This is a genomic window from Shewanella sp. Arc9-LZ (assembly GCF_010092445.1).
Lineage (GTDB): Bacteria > Pseudomonadota > Gammaproteobacteria > Enterobacterales > Shewanellaceae > Shewanella.
Genome location: NZ_CP048031.1, coordinates 4,752,282 through 4,775,889 on the forward strand (window position 1 = coordinate 4,752,282; position 23,608 = coordinate 4,775,889).

At 43.0% G+C, this 23,608-nt stretch carries 21 protein-coding genes; 7 read left to right on the top strand and 14 right to left on the bottom strand.

The annotated features are described in order from the left end of the window. Nucleotides 1-65 precede the first annotated feature (65 nt). From GUY17_RS20390 to hutC, 5 genes are all read right to left on the bottom strand, one after another. Nucleotides 66-1,490: an alpha/beta fold hydrolase gene (locus GUY17_RS20390; RefSeq protein ID WP_162024172.1), complete on the bottom strand. Its 1,425-nt coding sequence runs from the start codon at nucleotides 1,488-1,490 to the stop codon at nucleotides 66-68. Between the two features lie 81 nt (nucleotides 1,491-1,571). Beyond that, a complete protein-coding gene (locus GUY17_RS20395) occupies nucleotides 1,572-2,840 on the bottom strand; it encodes a mechanosensitive ion channel family protein (RefSeq protein WP_101088621.1) in 1,269 nt (422 codons plus the stop codon). 345 nt (nucleotides 2,841-3,185) lie between these two features. Continuing rightward, nucleotides 3,186-4,724, bottom strand: coding sequence for a histidine ammonia-lyase (gene hutH / locus GUY17_RS20400; protein WP_162024173.1), 1,539 nt, complete (start codon nucleotides 4,722-4,724; stop codon nucleotides 3,186-3,188). 3 nt (nucleotides 4,725-4,727) lie between these two features. Further along, nucleotides 4,728-6,398: a urocanate hydratase gene (hutU, locus tag GUY17_RS20405; RefSeq protein ID WP_162024174.1), complete on the bottom strand. Its 1,671-nt coding sequence runs from the start codon at nucleotides 6,396-6,398 to the stop codon at nucleotides 4,728-4,730. A gap of 95 nt (nucleotides 6,399-6,493) precedes the next feature. After that, nucleotides 6,494-7,201, bottom strand: a complete 708-nt coding sequence (hutC, locus tag GUY17_RS20410) for a histidine utilization repressor (RefSeq protein ID WP_162024175.1) — start codon at nucleotides 7,199-7,201, stop codon at nucleotides 6,494-6,496. A 133-nt stretch (nucleotides 7,202-7,334) separates the two neighbouring features. Between hutC and hutI the strand changes: the two genes are divergently transcribed. The 3 genes from hutI (at nucleotide 7,335) to GUY17_RS20425 (ending at nucleotide 11,528) form a co-directional block, all read left to right on the top strand. Further along, on the top strand, nucleotides 7,335-8,567 hold the full coding sequence (hutI, locus tag GUY17_RS20415; RefSeq protein WP_162024176.1) for an imidazolonepropionase: 1,233 nt from the start codon (nucleotides 7,335-7,337) through the stop codon (nucleotides 8,565-8,567). A 378-nt stretch (nucleotides 8,568-8,945) separates the two neighbouring features. After that, nucleotides 8,946-9,686, top strand: a complete 741-nt coding sequence (locus GUY17_RS20420) for a haloacid dehalogenase type II (protein ID WP_208062946.1) — start codon at nucleotides 8,946-8,948, stop codon at nucleotides 9,684-9,686. A gap of 180 nt (nucleotides 9,687-9,866) precedes the next feature. After that, entirely contained in the window at nucleotides 9,867-11,528 is a 1,662-nt protein-coding gene (locus tag GUY17_RS20425) for an amidohydrolase (RefSeq protein ID WP_162024178.1), read from the top strand. 112 nt (nucleotides 11,529-11,640) lie between these two features. Here GUY17_RS20425 and GUY17_RS20430 read toward each other — a convergent pair whose 3' ends face one another. From GUY17_RS20430 to GUY17_RS20440, 3 genes are all read right to left on the bottom strand, one after another. Then, complete coding sequence (locus GUY17_RS20430; protein ID WP_162024179.1) at nucleotides 11,641-12,024, bottom strand: hypothetical protein; 384 nt, start codon at nucleotides 12,022-12,024, stop codon at nucleotides 11,641-11,643. A gap of 137 nt (nucleotides 12,025-12,161) precedes the next feature. Then, nucleotides 12,162-12,446 (bottom strand): hypothetical protein, encoded by a 285-nt coding sequence (locus GUY17_RS20435; protein ID WP_243638288.1) that lies wholly within the window; start codon nucleotides 12,444-12,446, stop codon nucleotides 12,162-12,164. Nucleotides 12,447-13,039: 593 nt separating this feature from the next. Then, nucleotides 13,040-13,279 (bottom strand): YdcH family protein, encoded by a 240-nt coding sequence (locus GUY17_RS20440; protein WP_162024180.1) that lies wholly within the window; start codon nucleotides 13,277-13,279, stop codon nucleotides 13,040-13,042. Nucleotides 13,280-13,460: 181 nt separating this feature from the next. On the opposite strand from GUY17_RS20440, the gene GUY17_RS20445 reads away from it, so the two are divergent. Next, on the top strand, nucleotides 13,461-15,332 hold the full coding sequence (locus GUY17_RS20445) for a DUF885 family protein (protein ID WP_162024181.1): 1,872 nt from the start codon (nucleotides 13,461-13,463) through the stop codon (nucleotides 15,330-15,332). A 142-nt stretch (nucleotides 15,333-15,474) separates the two neighbouring features. Here the strand turns inward: GUY17_RS20445 and GUY17_RS20450 are convergent, their stop codons facing one another. Then, nucleotides 15,475-16,680: an alpha/beta hydrolase-fold protein gene (locus GUY17_RS20450; protein ID WP_101088631.1), complete on the bottom strand. Its 1,206-nt coding sequence runs from the start codon at nucleotides 16,678-16,680 to the stop codon at nucleotides 15,475-15,477. A gap of 212 nt (nucleotides 16,681-16,892) precedes the next feature. Here GUY17_RS20450 and mtnC point away from each other — a divergent pair, with 212 nt between their 5' ends. After that, nucleotides 16,893-17,573, top strand: a complete 681-nt coding sequence (gene mtnC / locus GUY17_RS20455) for an acireductone synthase (RefSeq protein WP_162024182.1) — start codon at nucleotides 16,893-16,895, stop codon at nucleotides 17,571-17,573. A 66-nt stretch (nucleotides 17,574-17,639) separates the two neighbouring features. On the opposite strand, the gene GUY17_RS20460 is transcribed toward mtnC, so the two are convergent. Next, nucleotides 17,640-18,665, bottom strand: coding sequence for a hypothetical protein (locus GUY17_RS20460; protein ID WP_162024183.1), 1,026 nt, complete (start codon nucleotides 18,663-18,665; stop codon nucleotides 17,640-17,642). Nucleotides 18,666-18,803: 138 nt separating this feature from the next. On the opposite strand from GUY17_RS20460, the gene GUY17_RS20465 reads away from it, so the two are divergent. Further along, a complete protein-coding gene (locus tag GUY17_RS20465) occupies nucleotides 18,804-19,226 on the top strand; it encodes a thioesterase family protein (RefSeq protein ID WP_011639375.1) in 423 nt (140 codons plus the stop codon). Between the two features lie 66 nt (nucleotides 19,227-19,292). Continuing rightward, a complete protein-coding gene (locus GUY17_RS20470) occupies nucleotides 19,293-19,550 on the top strand; it encodes a GNAT family N-acetyltransferase (RefSeq protein WP_162024184.1) in 258 nt (85 codons plus the stop codon). Here the strand turns inward: GUY17_RS20470 and GUY17_RS20475 are convergent. From GUY17_RS20475 to GUY17_RS20490, 4 genes are all read right to left on the bottom strand, one after another. Beyond that, complete coding sequence (locus tag GUY17_RS20475; RefSeq protein ID WP_162024432.1) at nucleotides 19,547-19,978, bottom strand: thioesterase family protein; 432 nt, start codon at nucleotides 19,976-19,978, stop codon at nucleotides 19,547-19,549. The genes GUY17_RS20470 and GUY17_RS20475 overlap by 4 nt on opposite strands. 169 nt (nucleotides 19,979-20,147) lie before the next feature. Further along, nucleotides 20,148-20,666, bottom strand: a complete 519-nt coding sequence (locus tag GUY17_RS20480; RefSeq protein ID WP_162024185.1) for a hypothetical protein — start codon at nucleotides 20,664-20,666, stop codon at nucleotides 20,148-20,150. Further along, nucleotides 20,663-21,613 (bottom strand): hypothetical protein, encoded by a 951-nt coding sequence (locus GUY17_RS20485; RefSeq protein ID WP_162024186.1) that lies wholly within the window; start codon nucleotides 21,611-21,613, stop codon nucleotides 20,663-20,665. The genes GUY17_RS20480 and GUY17_RS20485 overlap by 4 nt, the downstream gene beginning before the upstream one ends. Before the next feature lie 126 nt (nucleotides 21,614-21,739). After that, entirely contained in the window at nucleotides 21,740-23,533 is a 1,794-nt protein-coding gene (locus tag GUY17_RS20490) for a long-chain fatty acid--CoA ligase (RefSeq protein WP_162024187.1), read from the bottom strand. Nucleotides 23,534-23,608: the final 75 nt, after the last annotated feature.

The window sequence follows — 23,608 nt, forward strand, 5'->3', positions numbered from 1 at the left end:
TGATTAATCAGAAGTGCGACAGTGTTGGATATACAAGAAGTGTCTTACACAGCATTCAGCGGTTTTTATAACACGCTTTCTAAACTCTCAGCGGCTAGCACATAGCTGCCGCCTAAACGTATAACGTGCGTTGGCGTATGGATCCGCACTAAAGATAGCACTAGCCGAGTCGACTCTTGCGAGATGAACACCGGAGACTCACCCCAAAAGGTTACCCCAGCTAAATCAAACCGACTGCGAGTACTGTTAATCTCACCCAAAAAGTGAGTGTCTGTGGCACTAATAGTACTGCGGGCGATCTTCATCTTTTTCTGCTGCATACCTATGCGACTAGACTTGATGGTTACAATCGAGTCACTCATCGTGAGCTGGTTTACATCAACATTGTCAATGAACACCAATTTGCAGTCTTCAATAATGAGCTGATCATAATGCCCAGAAAAATATTGTTGGCTTTCTTGATAGCATTTGCCAATACGCTTACTGCTATTTTCTGAATGTTGCTCACGAGCCAAAACATTAGCATTAGAAGGAAAAATAGAAGTCGATGCTAGACCCGTTAATAACATTTGATTAAAGATGTGTGGATGCGATTTCATCGGTACATGCCCTGCACCAGCAATAACCTGCAGTTGTGCTGTGGGTAATACATGTAGCAGTGCTTGAGCGGTCCGTAGTGGCGCAACTTGATCATCTGCGCCCCAAATTAACTGCGTCGCGGGCATCTGTTGGTAATTAAGCACTGAGAAGTTTTGTTCCATTAATGCTAATGCCGCATTAGTATTGGTTTGTTCGCCAATGGTCATATTACGAATAGACTCATTGTGACTTAACCATTTCGTTGGATCCAACCCGGTTCCAGTTTTCTCTAGTATCTTATCGGCAAAGTTATCAACCCGGGCTAACACTCGGCGTAAGCCTTGTGGTAATTCGCTACTAGCCATACCTCGTTTAGAAATCTGTTTTAAGTAGGCAGTCCGGTCCAAAATGCCGGCGGCATCGACCAGTACGAGTTGCTCAATTTTGCTGGGGTACTGACTAGCATAGTATAAGCTAATCGCTGCCCCCATCGAGTGTCCCACAAGATGTACCTGAGCATTGGGATGGCGATAATGGCTAATAACCCAATCGATCACCTTGGCATATTCTTTAGGTGAATAGGTAAATACAGCACCTTGCGATAGACCAAAACCAGGTAAATCGATAGCAACTACATGATACTGCTTTGCTAACGCAGGAATCACCGTTAACCAGTCTTTAGAAGCCAGCTCACCTAAGCCGTGAATAAGAACAACGGTGTCACGGTGCTCAAGCCCTGCTTGTAGCACAAACAGCGGGGTTTGATGGCTCGGTACTATCACTCGTTCAAATTGATAGTTTGTTGGGTAATCAGCTAGCTCTGCGGTTGTTAATGGCTCGGCTGTCAGTGGTTTTACAGCGCCTATTGAGCGAACTTGCCTATTGATATCATTAAACCAATTAGCTTGCACGGGCATCGCCCACCACAGCAACAGCAATGATATTAATACCAGGAATTTAACCACTGCAAATATCGCTTATCTGGCGGCTTATCAATGCTGTTCGGTACATTGCTTTATGCTGCGAATGTCAGTACCTGTTGGGCTTTGAAACGCACGTAAACCAAACTCAGGTAACACGGCAAAAATGTGATCAAAAATGTCTGCCTGAATCGCTTCATAATAGGTCCAACGAATGTCATTGGTAAAAATATATAATTCTATCGGCAAGCCCTCAGTGGTTGGAGCAAGCTGCCTTACCATCAATGTCATGTCTTTATGTACTTTGTCATGACGACGTAAATACTCTTGTAAGTATGCTCTAAATGTTCCGATATTGGTTAAATGACGGCCATTCACCTTCATCTCAATATCACTTATGTTGGCATTAGCAACACTGATTTCACTGAATACTTGCGGTAAATACTCTTTCAAATAATTGACTTTGCCTAAGCGAATACGTTCTTCATCGGTCAAAAACTGAATGCTATTGACGTCGATATTGATTGAGCGCTTAATTCGTCGACCGCCCGACTCGGACATGCCGCGCCAGTTCTTAAATGCATCAGACACTAATGCATAGGCTGGGATCATGGTAATGGTATTGTCCCAGTTTCGTACTTTCACTGTGGTTAAGGTTACATCTTCAACGGCGCCGTCTGCAGCGTATTTATCCATTTGGATCCAATCGCCTTTACTCACCATGCGGTTAGCAGCAAGTTGAATCCCAGCAACGAAGCCCAAAATGGTGTCTCGGAACACCAACATAACCAAACCGGTAGCCACACCTAAACCACTAAAGAAATAAATAGGCGACTGGTCGGCTAAAATAGCAAAGACAACAATTAACCCAATAAAAAATAGGAATAACTTAGTCAGCTGCACAAAACTTTTTACCGGTAAACGGCGATTAACATGATTAATATCAGCAATTTCATCAATCGCATTCAACCCGCTATACACAGCTCGAATCATAAAAAACACTAACAACGCGCTAAGGAAACGGTCAATAAAAGCGCTAATCAATTCATGCTCGGTGAGCACAATAGGGATCAATAAATCGAGGATTAAAATAGGGATCAAAATAGCGAGACGTTCAAACACATTAAAGCGCATGAAAATATCGTCCCAAGTCACCGAGGATCGGCGGATCACTGCATTCACACCGTGAACGACAAATCGATGGGTAATGTAATAACTTAAACCTGCCACAACCACACAAGCCAAAATTAATATCGATGTCGCGACACCATCCGATGGTTGGCTATTAATACCCAAACGAGTTAACCAAGCCGCAATTTCAATCCGCACTTCTGTATTCACAAACAAATCCTTAGCCACGTTTGCCCTTTACTCAATCAAAAGACGTAAATTAAACCGCATAAATGCAAGCAAACATTCACAGGCTTATCAGTGTGCTCATTATGCATGGTGTTGATGTATAACGTTACCGAAACATCGACTCTATCGGTCAAGATGATAAATTTAATGCAAGTTACTATTTTCACGATTATGTTAACAGTTGCAATGAATGTGAGTATACCCAAACAAGATTAAACAAAAATTAGCTTTGACGCGTGGGCAATAAAAGATAATAAAAAAGGACCTTGCGGTCCTTTATCAAATTACTCTAAACATATCCTGTTCATGACATGTAGTTTCGCTCAATTAAAAACTCGGTAACATGCCCTGCGGTAGCAATCGGTTAAAACTGGCGCTATACAACAAGTCGACCGAGTTCTCGATATCAGGTGAAAAGTAACGGTCTTTATCATAAAACGTCACTATTTCACGCAGTTCAGCTTTGGCCAGAGCTACGGCGGCGCTTGGTTGCAAAGGCTTTCTAAAGTCGAGTCCTTGTGCTGCAGCTAACAACTCAATAGCCAATACTCCACGGGTATTTTCACTCATGTAGCGTAAACGTCGTGCAGCAAATGTCGCCATCGACACGTGATCTTCTTGGTTTGCCGATGTCGGTAAACTGTCTACCGAGGCCGGATGCGCATAGGTCTTGTTTTCCGATGCGAGTGCAGCTGCAGTGACCTGGGCAATCATAAAGCCAGAATTCACCCCACCGTTATCCACCAAAAATGGTGGTAACTTAGACAAGCTAGAATCAATCAACAACGCCATTCTGCGCTCCGAAATAGAGCCCATTTCAGCAATCGCAATCGCGAGGTTATCAGCCGCCATCGCAACGGGTTCGGCATGGAAATTACCGCCCGAAATAATATCGCCCGTATCTTGGAACACCAATGGATTATCAGTAACACCGTTTGCCTCAGCGCCAAGCACTTCTGCTGCTTGACGGATTTGGGTTAAGCACGCACCTAATACCTGTGGCTGACAGCGCAGTGAATATGGATCTTGCACTTTTTCGCAATTGGTATGGCTTAGGCTAATTTCCGATTCGTTAGTGAGCAAATGACGGAAAATGGCTGCTGAGTCAATTTGACCTTTTTGCCCGCGCGCAGCATGAATGCGTGCATCAAATGGACTACGGCTGCCCATAGCGGCTTCAACACTCATGGCGCCAATAATTGAACTGGCGGCAAACAAATCTTCTGCATTAAACAAACCTTCAAGCGCCAGCGCTGTTGAGGCCTGGGTACCATTCAGTAACGCTAACCCTTCTTTGGCTGCTAATTCAATAGGTTTTAGCCCAGCAATCTCAAGACCTTCCGCTGCTGAGATAATCAGCCCCTGATAGCTCATTTCGCCTTCACCTAACAAAGGTAAACACATGTGAGCTAATGGCGCTAAGTCACCCGATGCCCCGACTGATCCTTTTTCTGGCACACACGGATACACTCCGGCATTCACTAGCTGGATGAGAAACTCGATAACCTCTAAACGAATACCTGAAAAACCGCGGCTTAATGAGTTAATTTTTAACACCATCATTAAGCGCACGGTAGCATCTTGCATGTATTTTCCTATGCCAGCGGCGTGGGACAATACAATAGAGCGTTGCAATAATTGCAGATCTTCTGGAACAATTTTAGTGTTGGCTAACAAGCCAAAGCCAGTATTGATACCGTAAACAGTACGGCCTTCACGTAATACTTGTTGGACGATTTCAGCACTTTGATTAATGTCTTTAATCGCTTCTTTCGCAAGGGTCAGCTTGACACTATTACGGCTGATCGCACGAGTCTGCGCCAATGTTAACGTACCTGGAATAAGTTCAAATGAATAAGTCGACATGGATTAAGCTCCTAACATTGGCAGGTCTAAGCCTTGCTCTTTGGCACAATTTTTTGCAATGTCATAGCCAGCATCTGCATGACGCATTACCCCTGTAGCAGGGTCGTTCCACAATACTCGGCCTAAACGTACCGCAGCCTCATCAGTTCCGTCGGCCACTATCACCACCCCAGAATGCTGACTAAAGCCCATACCAACGCCGCCACCATGATGCAATGACACCCAAGTTGCACCACTAGCCGTATTGAGTAAGGCGTTCATTAATGGCCAATCTGACACCGCATCAGAGCCGTCTAACATGGCCTCGGTTTCACGATTTGGGCTGGCAACTGAGCCAGAATCTAAGTGATCACGGCCAATAACAATCGGTGCCGATAACTCACCGTTTTTGACCATTTCATTAAAGGCTAACGCTAAGCGGGCACGGTCTTTAAGTCCGACCCAACAAATGCGTGCAGGTAAACCTTGAAACGCAATCCGCTCACGCGCCATGTCGAGCCAATTGTGTAACTGCGGATTATCTGGAATCAGCTCTTTGACTTTGGCATCTGTTTTGTAAATATCTTCCGGATCGCCAGACAAGGCTACCCAACGGAATGGTCCAATGCCTTCACAAAATAACGGCCGTACATATGCTGGCACAAACCCAGGGAAGTCGAACGCATTCGTTACGCCTTCTTCAAACGCCATTTGGCGAATATTGTTACCATAATCTGTGGTTGCGGCACCGGCTGCCTGCAATGCCAACATTGCTCTAACTTGCACCGCCATTGATTGCTTCGCCGCTTTAACGACTGCCGCTTCGTTAGTTTTACGCATTTGAGCGGCGTATTCTAAAGTCCAGCCTTGAGGTAAATAACCGTTTAATGGGTCGTGCGCGGAGGTTTGGTCTGTCACCACATCAGGCACAATGCCGCGGGTCACTAGCTCTGTAAACACATCGGCGGCATTCGCTAATAAACCGACTGAAACAGGCTTGCCGCTTTGGTTTGCTTCGTAAATCATCGCTAATGCTTGATCTAATGAAGTGGCTTTTTTGTCGACGTAACCAGTACGCATGCGAAAATCGATACGGGTTTCATCTACTTCACAGGTTAATACCGAATAACCCGCCATAGTACCAGCCAGTGGTTGTGCACCGCCCATGCCGCCTAGACCGCCGGTTAAAATCCACTTACCCGCTGACGAGCCATTAAAGTGCTGTTTAGCCATGGCGACAAACGTTTCGTAAGTGCCTTGAACAATGCCTTGCGAACCAATATAAATCCACGAACCCGCAGTCATTTGGCCATACATCGCCAAACCTTTTTTATCCAGCTCGTTAAAGTGTTCCCAATTCGCCCAATGTGGCACTAGGTTTGAATTAGCAATAATGACCCGTGGCGCATTGCTATGAGTAGTAAACACCCCAACAGGTTTACCAGACTGCACTAATAAGGTTTGATCGTCTTCAAGGCGTTTAAGCACCTCAATAATTTTGTCGTAACTTTGCCAATCGCGCGCGGCGCGGCCAATGCCGCCGTACACCACTAAGTCTTCTGGGCGTTCGGCAACATCAGGGTGTAAGTTGTTCATTAACATGCGCATCGCGGCTTCGGTTAGCCAACTTTTACACTGTAATTGGGTACCGTGCGGGGCAATAATGCGACGGCTTGGGTCGTGTCGTTTATCCATATGTTCCTCTTCAACCGAGTTTATTCAGTTTGGTTTTTTATTGGTCTTGTTGTCTATTTTTAATGTCTTACGGTTTTCATTTTCGATACCACCTTTTAACGCGCAAAGGTTAAATGGCCGCCTAGTTTAAATTTGCTACCCGGATGAACTAAACGAGCAAAACTGACCACACCTTGGCGCGACCAGGTACGACGTAAAATTTGTAAGCAAGGTTCCGTTGCAGCAATCGACAACCTTTGTTGTAACAGCTCGTTAGCCATAATGGCTTCAACGGTATGCTTGGCCTCTGTCAGTGGCGCTACTGCCGACAAATATTCATGGGGAGTATGTGAGCTAAAATCTTGTTGTAGGTAATCAGGCACCAGCTGTGGGTTTACATAACGCTCTTCAACTTGTAATGGCAAGCCTTGCTCGCAATGCACCAACACCGAATAAAATACAGGGCTGCCCAGTTCCAGCCCCAATGCATTAGCCACTGTTGTGCTGGCCTCGATTTGTCTCAATTCAAGCTGGATAACACTGTAGCCATGGCCACGGTCTTTTATTTCGTCGGCAATATTACGAATAGCCAGTAATGACGATTGCGACTTTAAACCTGCCACAAAAGTGCCCACTCCTTGAGTGCGCTCTAGCACGCCCGAGTCCACCAGTTCAGTTAACGCCCGCCTTGCTGTCATCCGACTACAGGCAAACAATTCAGTTAACTGATTTTCAGACGGGACACGATCGTTCTCTTGCCATTCGCCCGTTTCAATACGGCTCAAAATGAATTGTTTTATCTGGGCAAACTTTGCTTGGGCCATATCAGCAGCTCTCGGTTTTTTAGACAATAATGTCATTGCTGTTTAAAAACACATCATTCATCCTACCTTGTATATACAAGCTAAAACAAGTATTGTTTAGCAATCAATAATTAATGCATTTTTAGGGATTTTCATGTCGTGGGATCAAGTGTGGATTGATGTAAACGTGGCCACCATGGATACCAATATCCAAGGGGCTTACGGCGTAATACCTCTAGCGGCTATTGCAATAAAAGATGGCAAAATTGCTTGGGTTGGCCCGCGCAGTGAACTACCTGAATTTGATGTACTGGCAACCCCAGTTTACAGAGGCAAAGGCGGCTGGATAACACCAGGGCTTATCGATGCACACACCCACTTAGTCTTTGCCGGTAATCGCGCCAATGAGTTTGAACAACGCTTACAAGGTGCGAGTTACCAAGATATCGCTCGGGCTGGCGGCGGTATTATCTCAACCGTTAACGCCTGTCGTGAAGCTGATGAAGCTGAGTTATTTGAACTGGGTCGACAACGCTTAAACGCCCTAGCCAGAGAAGGCGTCACCACGGTTGAAATTAAATCTGGTTACGGCTTGAACACCGAAACAGAACTTAAATTATTGCGCGTTGCGCGTGAGCTAGGCGAACATCATCACATTGATGTAAGCACCACCTTCTTGGGCGCCCATGCTATTCCGCCAGAATATAAAGACAATGCAGATGCCTATATCGACCTCGTCATTAATGACATGCTCCCCGCAGTAATCGCCGAAAATCTTGCTGATGCCGTCGATGTATTTTGTGAAAATATCGCCTTTAATCTTGAGCAAACTGAGCGAGTATTAACTGCGGCTAAACAGGCAGGTCTGCAGATTAAACTGCATGCTGAGCAATTAACCAATATGGGCGGCAGCGCCTTAGCAGCCAAGCTTGGGGCTAAATCGGTCGATCATATTGAGTTTCTAGATGAAGCAGGTATTAAAGCCATAAGCGAAAGTGGTACCTGTGCAACCTTGTTACCCGGCGCATTTTATTTTTTACGCGAAACCCAATTACCGCCAATCGACTTACTGCGTCAATACAAGGTGCCAATGGTTATTGCCAGCGATTTTAATCCGGGGTCATCGCCTATTTGCTCCACTTTATTGATGCTCAATATGGCTTGCACCTTATTCAAACTCACCCCAGAAGAAGCCTTACAAGGTGTAACCATTAATGCTGCAAAAGCACTTGGTATCGACAATAATGTCGGCAGTATTACCGTAGGTAAACAAGCTGACTTTTGTCTGTGGGATATCACCACTCCAGCACAATTAGCTTATGCTTACGGAGTGAACCTGTGTAAAACCGTTGTAAAAAATGGTCAGGTAGTTGCGCTACCCAATTAAACCGTTAAACCGTTAAACCGTTAAACAGTTAAACAATTGGGCTCAACTTTTCTCAATCAAATAGCCACAACGTCAACTAAAACTCACTACTAATAGCAGTACCACTGGCGATAATGTCTATCTCCAGTGGCGCTGCTATGTACGTCACCTCAAATCCCGAGTTCAGATTTATTAAACTATTGGGCAATAAAACCGTGATTTTAAGGTCAGTTTCATTTAGGCTGACTATATTAATGAACAATCGTTCAACTTGTTATAGTCAGTATCACAGACAACAATAGTGAGATGAATACTCGATAAGTTCTTTTCAACCAACATCACATTGCCAGAGGTTTTATGAAAATCCGTGTTTTAATATCGCTTGCGACAGCTTTTTTTATGCTTAATACCAGTAGCGCTTTTGCTAAAAATCTAGCAGATACTGCGGTGCAAGCACCATTAGTTAAGCCTAAAGTGATTATTTTTGATGTGAATGAAACCTTGTTAGATCTTGAAAATATGCGCGCCTCTGTGGGTAAAGCGCTTAATGGCCGTGAAGATTTACTGCCATTATGGTTCTCAACCATGCTGCATCATTCTTTAGTAGTTTCAGCTACAGGTGATTACCAAACGTTTGGTAGCATTGGCGTTGCGTCACTGCAAATGGTCGCCGAAATCAACGGCATTGCCATTACACCAGAACAAGCTAAAACCGCCATTTTAACGCCACTTCGTTCATTACCCGCTCACCCAGATGTTGCGGAAGGTTTAGCTAAATTGAAGGCCCAAGGCTACAAACTAGTCACCTTAACCAATTCATCATTGGAAGGCGTAACCTTACAGCTTAAAAATGCTAATTTAAGCCAGTATTTTGATGCCAACTTAAGCATAGAGTCTGTTGGAGTATTTAAGCCGCATTTAAAAACGTACCAATGGGCCATTAAAGATTTAGGTGTTAATGCAAATGAAGCGTTAATGGTTGCCGCGCACGGCTGGGATATTGCCGGTGCAGATAAAGCAGGCTTACAAACCGCCTTTATTCGTCGCCAAGGTAAAGTGTTGTTCCCACTAGCAGCACAACCAGACTACAACGTACTGGATGTAAACGAATTAGCCAGCACCCTAGCTAAGTTCAACTAGCCTTAACGATTATCGCCCAGTATTAGCTGGGCGATAAATTTACACAGCAATGAGTATTTCCTCTATATAGCCCCATCAATCTCCCCCCCCCTTAAGACGACTTGCACTGCCCCTTGCCATTAACCATTAATTAACATTTAATGAATGCTGATTAATCGTCGTCATAAAAAGGGAAAACAGATGAGAACGGAATATTTAGCGCTATCAGTGGCATTATGTTTGGCTAGTTTAAGCGCAAACACCATGGCACAAACCACACTGATGCATCATGTTAATGGCTACACGCTCGTCGACGGAAAACTGCAAACCTTCAATGCTATCCAATTTACTGACGACAAAATTGATCGACTATTTACCTTAAACCAAGCCTTACCGAGTGCAACTGATATCACCTCAATTGATGGCAAAGGTAAAACCTTATTACCTGGATTAATCGACGCCCACGGTCATGTGCTAGGGTATGGTTTGAGTTTATTAACCGCAGACTTGACCAACACCAGTAGCGAACAACAAGCCGTTGAACGCGCGCAAGCATTTAGTAAAAACAACCCGACTGATGGATGGTTAATGGGCCGAGGTTGGAACCAAGAGTTATGGGACAGCAAACAATTCCCGACTAAAGAAAGCCTAGATAAAGCCTTTAAAGCTAATCCGGTATCATTTGGCCGAGTTGACGGTCATGCCATTTGGGTTAACAGCAAAGCGTTAGCACTCGCGGGAATTTCGTCAACCACAGTGGCACCAGAAGGCGGTGAAATTGTCAAAGACGAGCAAGGTAATCCTACTGGTGTATTAATCGATAATGCGATGAACTTAGTGTTTAACATCGTCCCCGATCTCAATCAGCAGCAATTACAATCAACCTTAACCCTAGCGATGGATAGCCTAGCGTCATACGGGCTAACCAGTGTGCACGATGCCGGCATCAACATCGACAACATCAAGGCATACCAACAATTAGCAGCGAACAATGCCATGAGCGTGCGGGTTAATGGCATGCTATCGGTTGAAGACCCTCGCTTTACCACCATCTTAAAGCAAGGCCATATCACCACTGCTAATGACATGTTTAAAGTCGACAGCGTTAAAATATCAGCCGATGGCGCGCTTGGCAGCCGTGGTGCGGCGTTAATCAAAGAATATTCAGACCAACCCGGCCATAAAGGCTTAATGCTGTATTCAGACGATCAACTCGGCAAACTGATTTTACAGTCGATGAAAGCAGGCTTTCAGGTTAATACCCACGCCATTGGCGACAACGCCAATCAAGTGGTACTCGATAAATACCAAACCGCCATTGCAGCAACCGACTCAAAAGCATTACGCCATCGCATTGAACATGCACAAATTCTCGATTTAGCCGACATACCGCGCTTTGCCCAACTTGGGGTTATCGCATCGATTCAAGCAACCCACGCCACCAGCGACAAAAATATGGCCGAAAACCGTTTAGGTAAAGCCCGCTTGGCCGGTGCTTATGCGTGGCGCAAGCTGTTAAACGCTAATGCCGTCATCGCCAATGGTTCAGACTTCCCTATTGAATCACCCAACCCATTTTTTGGATTGCATGCATCCGTAACCCGCCAAGACCATGTTAACCAACCACTAGACGGCTGGCTCGCTACTGAAAAACTATCACGCATCGAAGCACTCAAAAGCTTCACCATCGACGCCGCCTACGCAGGCCATCAAGAACAGTTATTAGGCTCATTAGAACCCGGTAAAAAAGCAGACTTTATCCTAGTCGAAGATGACTATTTTACAATCGACCCACAACAGATTTGGCAAAACAAAGTCATTGCCACCTGGGTAAATGGCCGCAAGGTATTTGCACAAGAGTAAACTGTGTTGAGTATGGTTTATTGATAAGTAAGAGAAGTAGAATTAGTCTAACGCGTTTTAAGGGGAAACGCGTTAAGGCTAATACCTAAAGACTGGCGGGAGCTCATATTTGTTAGGTATTTTGTAACTCAGGCATAATTTCCATTAATTTAGAGAACCAATTTTTTACTAACTGATTGGTTTTATAAATAGGAGTAAAACCTGAACCTGTTGGTGTTAGATAAATAGTATTTTCAACTGAATCAACTATATAACTAATCTTAATACAGTTTAACTTAAAAGGTTTTGCAACCCGAGAATAGTGAGATATTTCAATATTTTTTATTGAGCTACGAGTAATGGAATAATTATTTTTTTTACCGAGGTATTCTAAACCATCATTTGTAAGTGAAAGCTGACCTTTGTCGGTGTATAGATAAATATACTTTCCATAAAATGTACTTTGATGTTCTAGCGTAGATACATAACAAAATTGGTTCTGAAATTCTGATTCCACGAAATATTCCTTTATTAGTGAAATACCAACACCTCATTAAGAGGAAAATAATATGTTGGCTAAAATAAGCGACGGAGGAGCAAAATCCAACTGTTATTTGTCCTGATTCATCAAATTGTTAACAGTAATTTACTAGATTATGATTCTTCAATACACTTAAAACGAATTTCGGTTTTAGGGAAATTACCAAATATAAATGGCGGTTTTGCATCGATAGTTTCTAGAACTTTAACCATTTTTTTTGACTTTTGACACTGTGCATACGCTTCTGTCATAGCCTCTGCTTTTAGCGTACCCATACCAGTAAAACCTGTAGCAGCTTGACGAGAAACCATATAAGTTTCACCGCCCATTGGAATGATGCCTGAGTTTTGAGCGCAACCAGCTAAAACAAGAACTAAAGGTATAATGGCATACTTCACGAGATGTAGATTCCTTTTACTGTTAACAACTTATTGAACTGCTAGCCAAATAAAGTCGGACATTTAAGTTATTGATTAATATACATCCTACATTTGCTATCTATTTAGTGTAAAGCAATTAAATCTATTCATGTTGCCTTTACATTTAGACTACTAAGACTACAAACAAAAAGAATATGTGAGCAGACTAAAACCACCAGGATTCAATAACATTGAGGACGTTGAAGAAAATAGCGTGAGTCCAGACATGGATGTCTGGCTAGCTTTCGAGGTACAGGATGTACCACCGAAAGCGTTAGCATTTTCGAATAAGGCCGAAGAACACTAAAACGAAGTTAAAAGCTGGATTCAACCACGTCGCGAAATTATCGCTTTTCAGATAATTTTGATGTGGCGGCTGGGAGTTCCAAGAGGGAACAGCCGTTGGTTTCCTCTTGGTCTGGTGTGGGCGAAGCGCCACGACGTTAGTGGCCGTAGGCCATAAATCAAAGATAATAAAAACAAATAAGAATTACTGAGATTGCAGCAAGAAATTGACCATGTCATCACAACCTAAATGCTGACATAGCCAAAACAAACGCGGAATAAACGAATTAAGCTTGGGTAAACAACTGATACAACTTATCTTTTAATACCAAACGGTCAAGCTTTGCTTGCTCAATAAAGTCATCACTTGTTGGAGTATTGCGTAACTCCAGCTTACGAATTTCAGTATCTAATTTATGATACCGCTTCGCATCTTCAGCAAACTCAGTATCATTGGCGGTTAACAATGAAATCTTGTCTTGATACTCAGGGAAATCAACTAATAACGCATGGCTTTCACCTAACATACTTCTCTCCTTTTCATGTCAATGTCTAATAATGTTAGACCATATTTACACCTTATCGTCAAACTTACTCTCATGTTTTCCAATAACAAGCATATAAAAACTGCAACAGCTTAACCGCTATAACTGTTAGGATATGCTTATATTCGTACTTGAATACCGCTATTAACTTAATGAGTAATCAATGAAAAAACTTCTCAATGTCTTAATCATCAGTCTGCTCGTCAGCGCATGTTCAGATCCAGCAACACCTGAAAATAATTCCAACTCTATCACCGCAACAGCGGGAAAGTCTGCTACTAAGCTCAGTCTTAAGCAGCAAGTAGAGTCGATCACTAAAGACTATTTTGTACTCAGACCTGAAATTGCCACTTATTATGGCGTGAGCGACGCAAGCATCAATGCCAAAGTGATGTCTAAACTCACCGACTACAGCCCATCGGGTGAAACCCATCGTCGCAAAGGGCTTAAGGCAATACTGAGTCAACTCAACGATATTGATGCAACAAGCTTAACTCCCTCAGAAACGATCAGCTTAAACGCGATAAAGTCTGAAGTGAAAGGCGCTTTATTACCTGCTCAAACAGTGAATTATGGCACGGTATTAGGCGAGTATGGCGTGTGGTTTTTACCCTATGCCGTAAACCATTTATCGGGTTTGCAAATTGAATTCCCCGGTTACATGGAAGACAAATTTTCCGTTACCAATACCGATGAAGCGAACGCTTATTTAAACCGTTTAAGCATATACCCTGCAGCGATGGGTACGCTTATCGATAAGCTTAACCATGATGCCGACATAGGCGTCATTCCACCGGACTTTGTCATTGATAACACACTGCGTGGGTTACAGGCCCAAATCAGCGGCCCTGCAAACAGCCATCCTTTAGTAACCAGCTTTAACGCTAAACTTAACGCAGCCAAAGTGGCCGATAGCGATACATTGGTAAAGTCTGCAGTTGAGTTAGTAGACACTAAATACTATGCCGCCACCCGCCAATTGATTGCAGCTTTAGAAGCGGTACGTCCAAAAGCAACTCATGAAGCAGGCATTGGGCGTTTACCCCAAGGGGCGAAGTTATATCAAACGCTTATCCAGCATTTAGGCAACTCGACCAAAACTGCTGATGAAATTCATCAACTCGGTTTAGCTGAAGTCGCCCGGATTACTGCCGAGATGGACGGGCTACTCAAAGAAGTCGGTTATGTTGATGGCACCGTCGGTGAGCGCATGCAGGTGTTACTCAACGACCCACAATATCTTTACCCTAATACCCCTGAAGGTAAGCAACAACTAATGGCCGATATTGATGCCGACTTAGCCTTGGTTGATGCAAAATTACCAGACTGGTTTGGTCGCTTGCCTAATCAAGATGTGGCTATTGAAGCGGTACCAGACAGCCGTGCAGCTTCTACTAGCGGCGCATTTTACGATGCCCCTTCGCAAGATGGTTCACGCAAAGGCACCTTCTGGATAAGCTTGTATGACACAGCATCACTGCCATCTTATTCATTACAGACCTTGACCTACCACGAGACTAATCCAGGTCATCATTTACAAACCATTATTGGCTTATCTGATGAATTACCGCTGCTAAGTACAGTGTTTTATTCCAATGCGGCTGGCGAAGGTTGGGCTTTATATGCCGAACGTTTAGCGGCCGAAATGGGCATTTATGCTAATGACCCTATCGACAACATTGGCCGTTTGCAGTCAGAGTTACATCGTGCAGTTCGCCTGGTGGTTGATACAGGCATGCACGCCAAAGGCTGGAGCCGTGAACAAGCCATTGACTACGCGGTGGCAACTGAAGGGATTCATTTATCAGAAGCCACCGGCGAAATTGAGCGCTATACCGTTTGGCCAGGCCAAGCACTCGGCTATAAGTTAGGTGAGCTGAAAATTATCGAACTACGTACCAAAGCCAAGCAAGTCTTAGGTGATAAGTTTGATATTAAAGTGTTCCACGATCGCTTATTAGAAAATGGCGCATTGCCATTAGATTTAATGGAGCAAAAAATTAATCAGTGGTTAGCCAGCGAAACGGCTGCGTAATCAACCTCAGCTCGAAATAATAAGCTTCCGCTCAGAATAATAGTGTTTGAGCAGGTTAGACAATAAAGCCACAGGGCGAATACTCGTGCTGTGGCTTTATTGTCATTTATCGTTTTGCAACTTGGTTTAACTTAAATCAGTTTTATTTAGCTTGGTTTTGAAACGCGGCTAATTGCTTAGTGTATTTGTTTTGATAGAACGGATGGTCGGTACTCGCTAACGCTTGTTGTTCAGCTTCAATAGCCTGAGTTATTTTGCCTGTAGCAGCATAAACACTGGCTAACTCATGGTAGGCCGAATGCGCTTTAGGGTAGGCTTTCAGCGTATCTTGATAAACCCCAATCGCTTGCTGTGGTGCTGCTTGAACTAAACTATTACCTAAAGCTAACAGCGAATCAATTGCTGGCACATCAAAGCCATAAACCTCATCAGACAACCGTTTATAGTAGGCTAGAATCGCTTTAGTCCCTTGTTGCGATACTTCTGAATCCGCCGCTAGAACAGTGTGAACATCGTTAAATATCTTCTCGATACCTAATGCCGTCGCCAAAATAGGTTGAGTCATATAATAGCTGCCGTCAAAACGCTTTATTTGATAGTTCAATTTAGCATTGGCATTGGTTTGAATAATATCTTCAAGCTTAGCAAACGAATCCAGCTGCCTTTGTTCAAAGTCGCTATCACTGGTGCTAACAAATAGAAATCTTGGTTTGCCGTCCATTTTTTTGAGATTTTTAGGCGCATCATTGAGCACATAAGCAAAGTCTGTTGATAATACTGGGCTGGCAGCAATATAGGCATTAAATAAGCTAGGGCGATTAATTAAGCTGTATAGCACTAAACCTGCATTGCCAGTGAAGCCGTTAAAAATACGAAAGCCATTGGTGCGATAGCGTTTATCAATTGCGGGCAGTAAATCGTGCTCAAAAAAGTCCAATAGTGCTTGATCGCCCTGCTGCTCTATCGCACGCTGTTTTAATTTTCCCAAGCCTTGATGGCCATCGGGTGCTGTAACAATAATGGTTTCTAACCACGGCCAGCCGCCATTATGACTCATCCAGTCATGCATACCCGCTAAATACAAATGGCTACGAGGATGTAAGTCAAATAACACCACGTAGCGCTTATCGGTTTGCTTGGTATAACTGTTTGGTAAGGTCACCAAAAAATCGGCTTGCTCGCTAAATAAAGCAGACTTCACACTCAAGGTTTCGGTCGTTGGCGGCAACATTTCAGTAGCAAACACCACACTAGCATGAAAAAAGCTTAGTAATAATGCGCATATAGACAGGCTTTTAGCCCATAAGCTCGGCCATTTGAAATAACGTTTTTTCCCTATTGTAAGCATGGTACCTTCCTGGTGAAACGTGACAGTTAAGTTAACCCGAAGCTACCAGACCACATCACACAAGGCAATTTAGCAATATCTAAACTTAGCTCACATCTTGCATTCAAAGTCATCTAACGAGGATGCAATATCACGAATAGCACTAGCCTTAATCGCCAATAAAGCTTAGGATCATCATTACGTTAATTTATTGTTTTGGAGTAACAAATCTTATGAGTATTAGAGCTATTATCGTTGATACCGCCGGTACCACTACCGATCTTAACTTTATTCAGGATGTGTTATTTCCTTACTCAAGAAAAGCGATGGCTGAATTTCTTGAGCAAAACCAACATAACGTTGTGGTTGATTACTGTATCAGCGATGTTAAAGATATTGCCTTAGAACCAGACGCGACACTCGAACGAGTCACTGAGATTTTACAGCAATGGATCGATGAAGACCGTAAACTAACACCACTTAAAACCCTACAAGGATTAATCTGGAAACAAGGTTATAACCGCGTAGAGTTTACTGGCCACATTTACCCTGACTTTATCGATAGCATTGAGCGCATTAAAGAAAAAGGCATTCGTATTTACAGCTTCTCTTCTGGCTCTGTCGAAGCGCAAAAGCTGTTATTTAGCCACACCGAAGCAGGTGATTTAACCGGTTCGTTCAATGGTCACTTTGATACCCGCACGGGCAATAAGTTAGACAAACAAGCCTACTGTAATATTTGCAACACCATTAGCTTGAAGCCAAAGCAGATTTTATTTGTATCGGACGTAGCAGAAGAGCTCAAAGCAGCAGAAGCCGCAGGCATGACAACTTGCCAAATGATCCGCTTTGCTGACCAACGCCAAGCTACGTGCAAAAAAATAAGCAGCTTTAGTGAGTTAGCGTTCGATTAACACTGACTGATTAGACATAAAAAAACGACCATCTAGGTCGTTTTTTTTATGTCTGCAAAGTGTCTGTTAACTGGGGAATGCAGGTGAAATACATTTTTTCACTTCAAAATGATAACCATATTCCGCATTGATATCGGGTGTTATCTCAAGGATCTCATAATCATTAAGCTCGACCACATGCGACAACGGTAGTTTTTGACAACGGGATTTGGCATTCGCCTCCAACTGAAACGCAAACAACGCAATTGCTTTACGCACACTGGTAAAATACTGGCTACGCAAATGACTGTAAGGCTGCTTGGCGATTTCATCAATAGCGTCCAGTTCTTGCTCGCGTTCAACTTGTTTCGCTGTTTTGGGTTCAGACTTGGGTGGTTCTTTCTTAACAGGGTCTGTTTTGACAATGATCGACAAGCCATCATCAGCAAGTATTTCCGCTTCGGTTTCTGCTTCAACTAATTGCACCACTTGTGGATCATCCAACGCTTTTTCAACCTGACCATAAAGGTCCATCAGCATGGCAAGGTGATACAACACCACTGCAGCAAGAATAACTCGTACCCAAAAAGTTGTACGATGAAAATGCACATGATTAATCAAGCGAAAGTTGGTCACACCAAAGGGACGGAGTATAAAAGACACACCAAACATTAGCGGAAAAATAAGCTGTAGTAATAACAGCACAATACAGCTCATCACCACACTCCATGCCGGAATGTAGAGCAAAATGGCGAAGTTATGGGTGTAATTAAAGCTACTGGCTGCTACGCCAACCACATCGTTAACCACTGAACTTGAGCTAGCCAGGGCAAAATTGGCCACTATCGCATAAAACAGTAACAACACCGCTTTGCCAGCCAAGCTGTGCCACATACGTTCAAATAAATGCCAGAACTCAATCGACATCGCTATCACGCTGATAATGGCCACCCACGCCACCGAGTCTGTGGCAAACAGTAAGACTATCGCCACCAGATACAATTTTTGCGGCAAACTCAGTTTGGTTTGTAATTCAGTAAATCGGCTACTAAACACCGTCCAACATGACGATATCCATAAATTTGATGTTGTTAAAAAAGTCTCTTTTCGCAAGGTGAAAATCCTTATAAGTTCACTGGATATACTCACAGTAATAGCCACTGTCCCTTGTTGTTCATCGTCCAGACTGTTAAATTAACAGATGAAATTTAAACAAGCGTTTAATTTATTAATTCATAACAGAGAACCACCATGAATGACTTTTTAGCTCAACATTCTATCAGTACAGACATTCAAGTAGCATGGGGTGAAATGGATGCACTGCAACATGTAAATAATTCGGTGTATTTTAAGTATTTTGAAACTGCTCGTCTCGATTTCTTTAACCAAATTAACCTACTCGACGATCTAAAAACTACGGGTGTCGGTCCGGTACTAAGCGAAACCAATGCCCGCTTTAAGCGCCCAGTAACCTTTCCAGACTCAATTGTTGTAGGGGTAAAGATCAGCGATATCAATGAAGACCGCTTTGTGATGCATTACACCGTGTTCAGTAAAGCACAGCAAGCAGTGACGACTATCGGCTGGGCAAAAGTGGTGATGTTTAACTTTAAAACCGGCAAAAAAGCTAAACTCACGCCAGAATTACTCAGCGCCTTATTGGAACATGAGTAACAGTATGAGTCATAACATCAATAGCCACATAAATAAGCAGCATTACAAGTAATAGGACTACACACTATGAGTAATCAAGACGCAGTAACCGTGCAACACCAAGCTAGCCAACATCGTTTTGTGGTTATCACTCAAAGTGTTGAGGCAGTACTTGAATATCACTTAGATGGTCAAAATATTGATTTTAGTCGCACCTTTGTACCACCCGCTTTACGCGGCCAAGGAATTGCCGAAAAATTGGTTCGTACTGGACTGGCTTGGGCGAAAGCAGAAAAACTTAACATCAGCGCCAGTTGCAGTTACGTAGCCAAGTTTTTACGTTAACACCTTCTTTTGTGTTGGCCCTGAGCTGCACCGGTTAATGCAGCCAATTGCTGACGAACAAGCTCAGCAAGTGGTTCGCTTTTTTCAGTTTGGTAATTGTAATGCACCATAGTGGTGGTCGCTTCAGCGGTTTTTTTACCGTGCTGCCAACAGCTTTGTAATATATCAAAGCTGCTATTGCCTAAACGACTAATGTGCGTTTTAACGATAACTTCTTTGCCATAATACGTTGGTGCGGTGAACGCGATAGTAAAACCAGCAATGATCATGTTCCACTTGGTTAAATCTTGCCCTGGATTTACGATTTCAAAAATCGGCTCACGAGCCGCTTCAAACCACACTGGGATAACCGTGTTATTAATGTGTCCTAACGCATCGGTTTCACAAAAGCGCGGTTTGAGGGTCATGCTAAATTGAGTGTCTGTCACAAAGAATCCTTTATTATTATTTTGAGTCCATTGACGTTTTGCTCGATGAACAAATGTCATTAGCCCATTCTAACGACACATCTCACTAAAGGTCATCAAAAAAGTCTGTATTGCGAAGGAATTATGGGGAATGCGAGGAAAGTACCGGGGGACAGACCACTATATTATTTTAGTTTATAGAATCCTTACTGGCGTCGATAACCTCTGCAGATTTTCGCTGTTGTGCAACGACAATATCAGCCTCAGCCTGTATATTCTTCCAATTTTGGACTGCATCATGCTGCTTTTTAACAAAAGCGAGATATATACTACTTTGTATAATCCATATTGATAGTATTGGAAAAGTTAAACAAATAAAGTTTACAGCAATGGAAGTAATCTCAAAACTGCGCATAAACATGGACGGTAAAAAGAAAACAATTAAAATATACAATGTATATTTTAATATCTTCACAGCTCGGAATGAACCTCTCACAACTCGAAAATTGACAACAAAAAAGTATATTGTTGCAAAACATAATATAACGAGCATTATTTCAGGACTTAGTGAAAAATACTCGTGAATAGAAAATGATAGAATCAAAGCAATTGAAACTGTCATTAATAAAGACGCCATGAGAAAAATGATCATTCCTTTGGCATAAGAGAAAAGACCAACAGATTCATCCTTTGTAATATCATTACTCATTCTGGAGGAAACTCCTCATAAATACCTACGGCTACTGCTAAAGATCTTAATGTTCCGGACGAAACACTACCAGTAAAGCTCATAGAAGCACCTACAGCATCGACTATCTGAAGCCGGAAAGATGCTGTTATGTGTTTTGTTGAATAGGATTTATATCCGGGTCTTTTTCTTATACTTTTCAAAATTTTGTTGGATACTCCTGGTATATTGGCTCTAATTATTTCGTTATTCAACCTTCTTTGCTCTGGTCTTGACAAACTCTTAAGCATATCTAAAGTCGATCTTCCACTATTTGCCTGCATAATCTTAATTGTTTTGATTGTTACAAAAGCAGAAGCAGAAGCACCCGCTAACGACACTAAATCTACTGCCATTGTTGCGTTTTCATACCATTCTTGATTATCTAAATAATCATTTCTTTCAGGTGCAATAAATTCATTTGTGCCCCTAACAACACCATTAATACATTGTAAGGTACCAGCAATTGTAGCAGCTGAAGCAAGGTAAGTAATTGCAGTGCTTAATCCACCAGTTAAGGGAATCGATACGGTACTAGTTGCAATTACAAACCAACCAACCATTGCAGTCCCACAACTCCAAGCAGCATTTCCCAATTCACCAACTAATTTAGATTCACGGATATTACCTTGGCTACCTTTTAAATGGGAGGCAAACTCAGCCTGACTCATTAATTGAGGCGGCTCCCTTAGAACGATTTTAATCGGATTTAGTTGGCAAACAGGTTCGAATTTTCTTAATTCAATAATGTTGTACTTGCTATCAATATAAACGATTCCTGCGCCCGCAAGCCCTGGTATCGCATCAATTTTTTTAAAAAGAGTTTTTGTATCGATATTAGCCAACACTTTTTGGCTAAATTGATTGTCATAAAACGACTGAGTGCTAGATCTAAAAACAGGCTTTCCATTTACCGTGATAATGTCCATAGTTCCCTCTATGTTGCCTAATTTTAAAATAGAGTATTGTACCGCTTCTGGAAATACAGGCAATTATCACTAAGTATTACGAAAAAGGACGCTAATGCGTCCTTTGGTATAAGAATTGATGGTTAATTACTTGCCATACATGGCATTAATTTCACTGTGATATTTGCTGTAAATCATTTTACGACGCAGCTTTAATGTCGGCGTAATGAGTCCAGATTCCATCGAAAATGCTTCATGTAATAAGGTGAATTTTTTGATTTTTTCAAACCCAGCTAACTCATGTTGCAACTCGATTAATCGCTGCTCGAAATGAGCCACCACTTGTGAGTGACGTAACAACTCAATTGGGTTTTCAACATGAATACCTTGCGCTTTAGCCCAAGTATTTAATGCTTCAAATGCTGGCACAATTAGGGCTGATACATAATTGCGTGCATCGGCAACTATGGCGACTTGTTCGATAAACGGGCAACAAGCTACCTTACCTTCAACCCGCTGTGGTGCAATGTATTTACCGTTTGAAGTTTTCATTAACTCTTTAATGCGATCGGTAATATACAAGTTACCTTGCTCATCGATGCGTCCTGCATCACCCGTTTTTAACCAACCGTCTTCAAAGGCGTCTGCGGTATCTTGTGGGCGGTTGTAATAACCGCGCATCACAGTGTCGCCACGCACTAAGATTTCATCGTCGTTGCCAAGCTTGATTTGCATAGCCTCTAGCGGCTTACCGTTTGAACCTGGTACACGATTATCTAAAGTATTACAGGTTACCGTAGCGCAGGTTTCTGTCATGCCATAACCACACAATACCGGTACACCTATACTGTGAAAAAAGCTGGCCACATTAATATCGAGCGCGGCACCGCCCACGGGCATGAACTTTAACCGGCCACCCAACACTTGCTGTAACTTGCTGTAAACCAGCTTGTTAGCCAGCTTCCACTGTGCACTTAACCACAAACTTCCTGAAGCACGGCCCTGGCTAACTTCAAATTGGCGTTTACCTACTCGCATCGCCCAAGCAAATAATGTTTGTCTCGCTTTAGGCGCTTGGCCGACTTTATCGTGCACTGCGCTGTAAATTTTTTCTAAAAATCGCGGCACGGCACACAAGGTATGTGGTTTAACCGCAATAAGGGCTTCTTTAATGCGATTAGTGTCGTTTAAATACACATTGTGGCCGCCGCGACATAATACATACATGCTCCAACCACGCTCGAATACATGGCTAAGCGGTAAAAAGGCCAGCGACACATCACCCGCAGTAAATGGCAACTCACTGTCATGCTGTTTAATCATCGAGGCAAAATTACGGTAGTCGAGCATCACACCTTTAGGATTGCCGGTGGTGCCAGAGGTATAAATAAGCGTGAATAAGTCGTCTAGGTTGCTATTGGCGAGTCTAGTATTGAGCTCATTGGTAATCAGCGGATTAAATTGCGCCGCTAATACCTGATCAAAATACACATGATTATCGGCATTAAGGGTAACGTTAGCATCAAAGACTACAATGTGTTGCACGCACTCAGCTTGGGCTGCCACTGTGCAAGCCATGTCGTATTGCTGTTGGTTACCCGCAAAAATTAATTTAGCTTGAGAGTCGTTAACAATGAATACAGCTTGCTCTATGGTGCTGGTTGGATATACCGGTACCACAACATTACGAGCCTTAAGGGCGCCAATATCTGCACAGGTCCACTGTGGACAGTTTTGCGCTAAAATCACCACTTTGTCTTGCACTTGTAAGCCAAACTCAATTAACAACTGTGCGACTGAGTCTGTAACCGTATCAAATGCGCCCCACGTTACGGTATGCCAAGGTGCAGGCATATCAAAGCCTTCAAGGGCAATGTTATTGCCTAATGACTGACCTTGCTGTTGCAGGAGTCGAACTACGTGGTATTGATCTAATGACATATGATAGTGGCCTTTTAGCTTACAAGTGTTCCGCTTTTTGCATTCTACCTGAAGTCGCTAAAAACCATAAGAGCT